Origin of the sequence: Aeromonas sp. 1805, from assembly GCF_013085525.1 — a bacterium.
GTDB lineage: Bacteria > Pseudomonadota > Gammaproteobacteria > Enterobacterales > Aeromonadaceae > Aeromonas > Aeromonas hydrophila.
In genome coordinates this window covers 2304955-2312500 of the sequence record NZ_CP038515.1, presented here as the reverse complement: position 1 = coordinate 2312500, position 7546 = coordinate 2304955, and the positions used below count along the sequence as shown (strand labels likewise).

Below are 7546 nucleotides of genomic sequence, written 5' to 3'. Positions count from 1 at the left end.
GGTGGCGCTGGCCAATACCTTGGCCCCGCTGGCCTTCACCCTGGCCAGCAACTCGGGCTCGGGCAGTCCGAAATGAAAACTGACCACGGCCGGTTTGAACTCGGCCACCATGGCGGCATGCTCGGCATTGAACGGGGCCCGACTGGGAGCCGCCGCGCCGGCCGTGTCGCGCACGCCGTATTCGTCATAGTAGGGCGCCAGCCGCTGCAACCAGCGGGCCTGGGCGGCGGGATCCGGCGCCTCCTGCCGATGGCAGAAGAAGTTGATGTTGAATGGCCCCTCCCCGCTCGCCGCCAGCCGGGTCAGCTCTTCCCGCAAGGTGGCGAGGCTCAGCATGGCCGCAGGCAATGAGCCCAGCGCGCCGGCCCGAGTCACGGCCAGTGCCAGCGCGCAGTCCTGCACACCGGCCATGGGGGCCTGAATGATGGGGTAGCGCAACCCCAGTTCGGCAAACAGCGTCATGATGCTGCCTCTTGCCGCTCGGGAGTGATGCCACCGACCTGGCTGCGTGCCAGGGCGATGGCCCCATCGATGGCCGCCCGGGCCTGCGGGCTGTTCTGCCAGCAGGTCGAGCCCAGCATGCTGGCCACCAGTTGCACGATATGGCCGGTGTCAGCCTCGGCCAATTGCGCCAGATTGTGGTAGCCAAGCTGTTCAAGCCGCCCGATGACGGTGGGCCCCACCCCTTTCACGCCGAGCAGCTGCGCCCGCTCCTCCCCCGAAAATCCTTGCTTGCTCTTCATTGATCAGACTCCTTTCCCATACCCTCATTGCACATCAGGCCCGCGAGGGGCCTGATGAAGATAAGTGGTCAACGTACGCTGCGCAGCAGGAAGTCCGGCTGACCGCAGGAGCGCAACTCGCGCTTTTGCATCTCGTCGGAACAGGTGACGGCTGCCGTCCCCTCCTTGTTGATGCAGATATAGACCTCCCGCAGGAAACGGCCACCGTCGGCGCAGGCCACCGTGATGTTGTCCGGGGCCAGCCAGTCGTTGGCACTGGCCAGATCCGCCTTGAGCTGGAAACGGCTCTTGCGCAGCGGCTCGGCGGGAGACTGATAGGCGGCCGGGATCTTCACTTTCTGGCGCAGGTCGCTGGCCAGCTGATGAAAGCCGCGCTGGCTCAGACCGGAGCAGGTGCCGTGCTTCTCCCACTCATGGCGATAGAGGAAGCGGCTGGGATAGAGGCCGGCAAACTGCTGCTCCATCGCCGGATCCAGCCGCTCGCGGGTACAGCTGCTCGGATAGCCGCGCTGGTACTGGGGCCAGAGCCCGTGCAGCACGAATCCCAGCTGGCGGGAACATTGGTCCCGGTCGGCCGGCTTGATGGCGCAATGCTCCGGTGACCAGGAGAGCGCCATGGCGTAATAGTCAAATTCGCCGGCCTCCCCTTTGGCCTGAACGGCGGAGGAGAACCAGGGGGCCAGCAGCATGCCGAGCAGCACAACAATCTTCTTCATCTTGGGTATCCAGGGTTATGCACATAATGTCGAGCGGGCCGTTTTGCCCTCGAGAACGGCCATGCTCCCATATTTTGCCCAGAGGGAACACCCTGCCGGGGCGCCGGCCCATGTCGGGGTCAGACCAGTAAAGGGTTTCCCCTCCCGGCACCGAGGCGTAAGCTGACTCTCCGGAGGGCCCGCACGTCCGGCCTGCTTCCCGTCCGCTTTCCTCTTCAACAGGATGTAACATGATCCGCAAGAATCCCTCCGGCCATCTGCCGGTCATCGACGAGTCAGCCTATATCGACAAGACAGCCATCATCTGTGGCAAGGTGATCATCAAGGAGAACGTGTTTGTCGGCCCCTATGCGGTGATCCGCGCCGACGAGGTGGATGCCAGCGGCGACATGGAGCCCATCGTCATCGGCGCCAACTCCAACATTCAGGACGGGGTCGTCATCCACTCCAAGTCCGGCGCCGCCGTCACCATCGGCGAGTACACCTCCATCGCCCACCGCAGCATAGTCCACGGGCCGTGCGAAGTGGGTAACCGGGTGTTCATCGGCTTCAACAGCGTGCTGTTCAACTGCCACATCGGTGACGGCGCCGTGGTGCGCCACAACTCGGTGGTGGACGGCTGCGATTTGCCGCCGGAGTTCTACGTTCCCTCCACCACCCGCATCAACCAGCAGAGCGATCTGGACCATATCCCGCGGGTCTCGGTGGATGCCGCCGAGTTCTCCGAAGACGTGGCCCACACCAACATCGACCTGGTCAAGGGGTACAAGGCGCTCTCCAACGAGTTCTGAGTCCCACGGTTGCCAGGATCCACAACGGGCGCCAAGGCGCCCGTTGTCATGACTGTAAAGAGGGTGAAAAGGGAGCGTAAAAGCCGTTGAGCTAGCGGCCCGCCTGGCGTTTGATGTGCCATCTTCCCTGGATGGAGCCATCCCCATGTCACGTTACCCCCTCGCACTCACCCTGCTGCTTGCCAGCCTGTCGGCCCAGGCCTGTGAGCCGCCAGCCCCGCCAGCCGGTCGCCCCGACGTGCGCCCGCCGGCGTTGCCCGCTCCCCTCTATCACGCCAGCAAGCTGGGCCAGGATCCCCAGGCCACTGCCCAGGCGCTGTTCAAGAACATTCCACCGGCCGAAGCCGACAAACGCTATGAGGTAGTGGTCAGCGTGCGCGAGCTGCCGCCCCAGCCCATCCGGCTACAATCCGCCACCCCGCTCAAGGGGCAGTAAGGCTCACCACTGGACCAACCATGAAAAGGGCGCCGCCGCGCCCTTGTCGAGATCATGACTCGAATTCCTTAACGTGCCCGCACGCAGGCGACGCCGTGAGCCTCTTGTGGCAGATCCGTGATGAGCTCGCCGCTGCCCGGATCGAGCAGGGGAGCCTCCCCGTCATCGTTGGGGGCATCGCTGCTCCAGAGCCGGCTGTAGAGCGGCCAGCCCTGCTCCGTCAGCAGTTTCAGCTCCTCACCGCGCTGATGATAGGCGGCAAACAGCGCCGTCAGCTCCCTGGCCGCCGGCAGGCGCCAATCATCGTGGCCACGCGCCACCAGCTGCTGGCAGTAGTCGCGAGCCCGTTCCTGACTCATCACCACATAGTCGTGGGGGAAGGGGTTGTAATCCCCATCTTCATCCCTGGCGCTGCCGTCGTAGGCCAGCGCCAGCCGGTCCGCTTCCGCGCGAGTCAGGGGGCAGACGAAGATCAGCTCGCCCGCCGCCAGCTCGGGATGACGGCAGCCCAGGCTGAAGTCAGGCTGGGCATCCACCACCTGCACCGCCAGTTCCAGCATCCGCTCGCCCATGCTCACCTGCACCCGGGCAGGCCCCACCGCCAGAGCGTGGAGCACCCCATCGCCGTCGACGCTGACCCGCTCCGGCGTCATGCTGCGCCACTGCAAGGGGCCCTGCACCGGATTGCGCGTGCCATCGCTGAGCCGCAGTCCGGCCTGCAGAGCCAGCGTCTGGCCCACTTCCAGCCGGGGCGCTGCCGGCGTCACCTGCAGATCGATCACGATGGCAGGCACCGGCGCCTCGTCAGCCACCCCGCTCAATCCGAGCTCGATAACCGTGGCCGGTGTGCGCCTCGGCTCGGCAGACACGCTGCGCAGGAACTCGCCGATGGCATCCAGCTCGTCGTTGGAGAGACCGAGCGCATGCAGGTGATCGGAGGCTTGCGGGAAGAAGGGATCGTACTGCGCCACCCCGGTCGGGAAGCCCACCCCGCTGCTCCACTTGGTCACCCCGAAGTTGTACATGGCCACCACCCCCTGCACGGAACTGCCGATGCGCTGTGCCAGGATGGGGAAGACCCCGTTGTGCATATAAGGTGCGGTAAACGCCACGTCCCGCAGGCTGGGGGTCTTGAAGCGCCCCATGTCCGCCTTTTGGCGGGTGTGCAGGAAGCGGCCACGGTCTTCCAGATTGCGGCCATAGTAGGCCAGCCCCACGCTCTCGAACCGGTACTGGCTCAGCAACGGCCCGGAGTGGCAGTTCATGCAGCGGCCATCGGTGCGATAGAGATGCATCCCCCACAGCGCCTTGTCGCTCAGGGCCTGCCCGTCGCCTTGGACGAAGCGCTCGAAGTCGCTGTCGCGGCTGATGATGGTGCGCTCGAAGGTGGCGATCGCCTTGGCAATCCGCTCCAGGCTGATCCCCTCGTCACCGAACGCCGTGGCAAAGGCCGCCGGGTAGTCGTGGCTGGCCTGCAGACGCGCCAGCAGTTCGTCGTGATCCAGTGCCATCTCTACCGGGTTCTGGATGGGGTGCAGGGACTGCTCCTCAAGGGAGCCGACCCGGCCATCCCAGAACTGGCTGCTGCTGAAGGCACTGTTGAGGATGGAGGGGGCATTGCGGGTCCCCTTCTGCCCCTGGTGGCCCACCGAGACGCTCAGCCCGTCGCTCCACCCTTTTTGCGGATCGTGGCAGCTGGCACAGCTGATGTCTTGCGCCCGGGAGAGCCGCTTGTCGAAGAACAGTTGCTGACCCAGCACCACCTTGGCCCGGCTGTAAGGGTTGTCAGCCGGGAAGGGCACCGCCGGCAGCGGCCCCAGTTCCTGCCACTCGACCCCCTCATCAACTCTGGCCGCCGGCCATTGGGCGGCAGGGCCGGCATACTGGGCGCGCAGGGCGGCCATGTCGGGCATGCTGTCGTCACGGATGACCGAAGGGCGTACCGGATAGGGCGCCAGCGCATACCAGAGCACGCTGCCCTCCCCCTCCTCGAGCCAGCTGCCCGTGGCAGGCTGGTAAAGAGCGGGGCGGCCGGCGCCGTCCTGCAGCCAGATCCGGGTCGGCACAGCCAGGGCAAAGGTGTGTGGGTAGCGCCAACTCTGCTTGTCCGCCGCCAGCAGCCGTTCGAATTCGGCCAGGCCAGGCAGTCGCCAGTCACTGCGTCCGCAGCCGGTCGGCACCACCCCCAGCCCGGCACGGCTGGCCTGCGGCAAGGCACTGCTGCCGCTGGCGTGCAGCCAATACTGGCTGCCCTTGACTCCGGCGGTGCTGCGCACATCGTGCAGGCAGCGCCAGTCAGCGCCGCTCGTCAGCCGGCCCTGCTCATCAAGGCGCAGCAGGTCGGCCGTCTCCGGCTCGTCAGGCTGGCTGGGTTGGGCGGGATAGAGCAGCCCCCTCGCCGCCTCGATGGAGGCGCTGTTGCTGCGCCGATACCAGCTGCGCTCCCCCTGATCGGCACGCAGGGCCAGCAGCATCTGCCAGCTGTCCGGATAGTTGAGCTCGGCCCCCGGCTGGCGCTGGGCCAGCAACAGGGTTGCATAGTCCTGAATGAGCGGCTGCTGTTGCAGACGGATCTGTGCCAGTTGCCCCCACTCGCCCTGATCTAGGGTGCCGTCCCCATTGCGGTCGGCCAACAGGAACAGCGCCGTCTCCTCTTCATCCAGTCGCAAGGAAGGTGCGTCAGCGCGCCGGGCCGACAAGACCGTGGCGCCGAGATCGGCCACCCGGGCCGTCGCGGCGCGCAGAATATAGCTGTCGTCGCTCCCCACCAGCTCCAGCGGCTGATCCAGCAGCAAACCGGCCGGCAGCGTCATGACCAGGGGGCGCTCCTCCCCCACCTCTCCGCTCACCGCGATGCCGGTAGCGGCCTGGCGCAGCAGCAGGGTAGCCCCCTGACCCAGGCGGGTCGTCACATCGAGCCGCACGGTCAACTCGCTGCGGGTATGGGTCGGTACCGGTTCAATCGGCGGCTCTGTGGGTGGCGTCACCACCGGAGGCTCCACCGGCGGCTCTACTACGGGCGGTGTCACCACCGGCACAGAGGGAACGGGCGTCTGGCTATGGTTGTCATTGCAGGCGGTCAGGATCAGCAGGCTGACCAGTAAGAGGCTGGCTTTCATCGTGCAAAGGGTGAGTGGTCTGAGGAGTCGGTGATTATCCGGTTAAATGACAATCATTATCAATATCACCTTGCAAATATGTGTTTTGACAACAGCCACTCTGTCGCGGGCACCATGACAAGAGGGCAGGCATCCGTCGATGCCTGCCCTCTTTATCTCCGTGTACCGGTCAGCCGGCAACCTCGGCTCGCTATCAGGAGCACTTCTTCAGGCTGATATGCCAGTTGGCGCCGGATTGCACCTGATGCTTGGCAGCGAAGCTGTCCATGTTCAGCGCCACCGACACCTGCAGCAGGCTGTTGAGGTAAACCAGCGGCTGACCTTCCGGCACATCGCCAAAGCTGCTGACATAGGGGGCCTTGCCCTCGTATTTCAGCGCATCCCCTTCGCTGATCTTGATGCAGGCGTTGTCACCCTTGTTGATCCCCACCTTGGTCAGCAGGCTGTCGTCGATGTTGGTCCAGACGTTGCCGTACTGCACGTCCAGGATCGGAATGGTGCCCTTGAGGGTACCGTCCTGCTCGGCCACTGCCGGCTGATAGGGGATCTTCACCACCTCGGCCGGCAGCTTGGGCCCCACCTGCTCATAGCTGATGGCACCGGAGGCGAGCCGGGCGCCGGTGTAGGCGTAGACGTCGCGGCCGTGGAAGGTGTAGGACTTCTCGGAGCCCTTGAGGCGGTTGGTCTTCTCGTCGATCTGACGCACCGTATCGATGCCGAAGTGCTCCGCCACCAGAGTCAGGGTGCCGTTATCCGGGCTGACGATGTAGTGGCCGCTCTTGGTCTTGAGCACCACCGACTTGCGATCGGTGCCGACCCCCGGATCCACCACGCTGACGAACACAGTGCCCTTGGGCCAGTACTGCAGAGTCTGGTAGAGGCGGTAGGAGGCTTCCCAGATGTTGTAGGCCGGGATCTCGTGGGTCAGGTCATAGAGCGGCAGGGTGCGGTCCACCCCGAAGGCGACCCCCTTCATGGCCGAGACGGCACCATCCTTGAGACCGAAGTCGGTCTGGATCACCAGCGCCTCGTTGGCGGTGGCAAGGCCGCTGGCCAGCAACAGGGCGAGCGCAAGTGCACGGGGGGCGGTACGAATATCCATATCTGAACTCCTGAAGGTAACGACAAAATAACCATCTAGACATCCAGAATGCCATTACTGCCACATATTGCAAGCCGTATTCCCCGGATAGGGGGCGCCAAAAGCCCTCGCCAGCAGGTCGCGGCGGGTGTATGGATAGGGCTGAGTCGCGACCGCTACAAGGAGATCCCATGACCCACAACCAGACAGCCATCCTGCTCAGCCTGGGGGAACACAGCAGCCAGCTACAGCTGACCCGGGCCGACGGTACCCACTTCACCCGCGACCTGGGCTTCGGCCTCGAGGCCATGACGCCGGGCCCTTTTCGCCGGGATCCACCGAGCGCGCTGGAGCTGGAGCAGGCCATCATGGTGGTGGAGGACGTGCTGATGCCGCTGGCCGCCGAGGTGCCGCCCCATGAGGTGGTGACCCTGCAGGCGCCGCTGCCGTTGGCCGAAGTGCTCGGCAGTCGTGAACTGAGCCGGGAGATCCTGGAGCAGCTGTTCGGCCAGTTTGCCGCCATGGTGGAGGGTGACCCGCTGGCTGCCGCCAACCTGCCCAAGACCCGGCGCTTTGCCGCCGCCCTCTTGATCCTGCGCGAATGGATGCATCATCTGTCGGCCGAGCGGGTGGTGCTGGCCGACTGAGTCACACTAGCCT

At 65.2% G+C, this 7546-nt stretch carries 8 protein-coding genes (1 of these 8 cut by a window edge); 3 read left to right on the top strand and 5 right to left on the bottom strand.

Annotated features, from left to right (window positions below; all coding sequences use genetic code 11):
- The 3 genes from E5E96_RS11010 to E5E96_RS11000 form a co-directional block, all read right to left on the bottom strand.
- A protein-coding gene (locus E5E96_RS11010) for a nitronate monooxygenase family protein (RefSeq protein WP_171282154.1) crosses the window boundary here: on the bottom strand, window positions 1–462 show its beginning. 600 nt of this gene lie to the left of the window's left edge; 462 of the gene's 1062 nt are visible here — the first part of the coding sequence; its start codon is at window positions 460–462; its stop codon lies beyond the left edge, outside the window.
- Window positions 459–743 carry a helix-hairpin-helix domain-containing protein gene (locus tag E5E96_RS11005; protein ID WP_171282153.1) on the bottom strand — a complete coding sequence of 95 codons (285 nt, stop codon included), beginning with the start codon at window positions 741–743 and terminating at the stop codon, window positions 459–461. The genes E5E96_RS11010 and E5E96_RS11005 overlap by 4 nt, the downstream gene beginning before the upstream one ends.
- 68 nt (window positions 744–811) lie before the next feature.
- Complete coding sequence (locus E5E96_RS11000; RefSeq protein WP_162518031.1) at window positions 812–1459, bottom strand: ribonuclease; 648 nt, start codon at window positions 1457–1459, stop codon at window positions 812–814.
- Window positions 1460–1689: 230 nt separating this feature from the next.
- Between E5E96_RS11000 and E5E96_RS10995 the strand changes: the two genes are divergently transcribed.
- Entirely contained in the window at window positions 1690–2250 is a 561-nt protein-coding gene (locus E5E96_RS10995) for a carbonic anhydrase (RefSeq protein WP_005309014.1), read from the top strand.
- 145 nt (window positions 2251–2395) lie between these two features.
- Window positions 2396–2686, top strand: a complete 291-nt coding sequence (locus tag E5E96_RS10990; RefSeq protein ID WP_171282152.1) for a hypothetical protein — start codon at window positions 2396–2398, stop codon at window positions 2684–2686.
- Between the two features lie 68 nt (window positions 2687–2754).
- Here E5E96_RS10990 and E5E96_RS10985 read toward each other — a convergent pair whose 3' ends face one another.
- Both E5E96_RS10985 and E5E96_RS10980 read right to left on the bottom strand, forming a co-directional pair.
- Window positions 2755–5805, bottom strand: coding sequence for a cytochrome c peroxidase (locus tag E5E96_RS10985; protein WP_171282151.1), 3051 nt, complete (start codon window positions 5803–5805; stop codon window positions 2755–2757).
- A gap of 193 nt (window positions 5806–5998) precedes the next feature.
- A complete protein-coding gene (locus E5E96_RS10980) occupies window positions 5999–6907 on the bottom strand; it encodes an S-adenosyl-l-methionine hydroxide adenosyltransferase family protein (RefSeq protein WP_171282150.1) in 909 nt (302 codons plus the stop codon).
- A 170-nt stretch (window positions 6908–7077) separates the two neighbouring features.
- Between E5E96_RS10980 and E5E96_RS10975 the strand changes: the two genes are divergently transcribed.
- Window positions 7078–7533 carry a hypothetical protein gene (locus E5E96_RS10975; protein ID WP_171282149.1) on the top strand — a complete coding sequence of 152 codons (456 nt, stop codon included), beginning with the start codon at window positions 7078–7080 and terminating at the stop codon, window positions 7531–7533.
- The last annotated feature ends 13 nt before the right edge of the window (window positions 7534–7546 follow it).

Excerpts from the sequence above, each read along its gene's own strand:
- E5E96_RS11005 (WP_171282153.1), bottom strand. The coding sequence starts at position 743 with ATGAAGAGCAAGCAAGGATTTTCGGGGGAGGAGCGGGCGCAGCTGCTC.
- E5E96_RS11000 (WP_162518031.1), bottom strand. The coding sequence starts at position 1,459 with ATGAAGAAGATTGTTGTGCTGCTCGGCATGCTGCTGGCCCCCTGGTTC.
- E5E96_RS10995 (WP_005309014.1), top strand. The coding sequence starts at position 1,690 with ATGATCCGCAAGAATCCCTCCGGCCATCTGCCGGTCATCGACGAGTCA.
- E5E96_RS10990 (WP_171282152.1), top strand. The coding sequence starts at position 2,396 with ATGTCACGTTACCCCCTCGCACTCACCCTGCTGCTTGCCAGCCTGTCG.
- E5E96_RS10985 (WP_171282151.1), bottom strand. The coding sequence starts at position 5,805 with ATGAAAGCCAGCCTCTTACTGGTCAGCCTGCTGATCCTGACCGCCTGC.
- E5E96_RS10980 (WP_171282150.1), bottom strand. The coding sequence starts at position 6,907 with ATGGATATTCGTACCGCCCCCCGTGCACTTGCGCTCGCCCTGTTGCTG.
- E5E96_RS10975 (WP_171282149.1), top strand. The coding sequence starts at position 7,078 with ATGACCCACAACCAGACAGCCATCCTGCTCAGCCTGGGGGAACACAGC.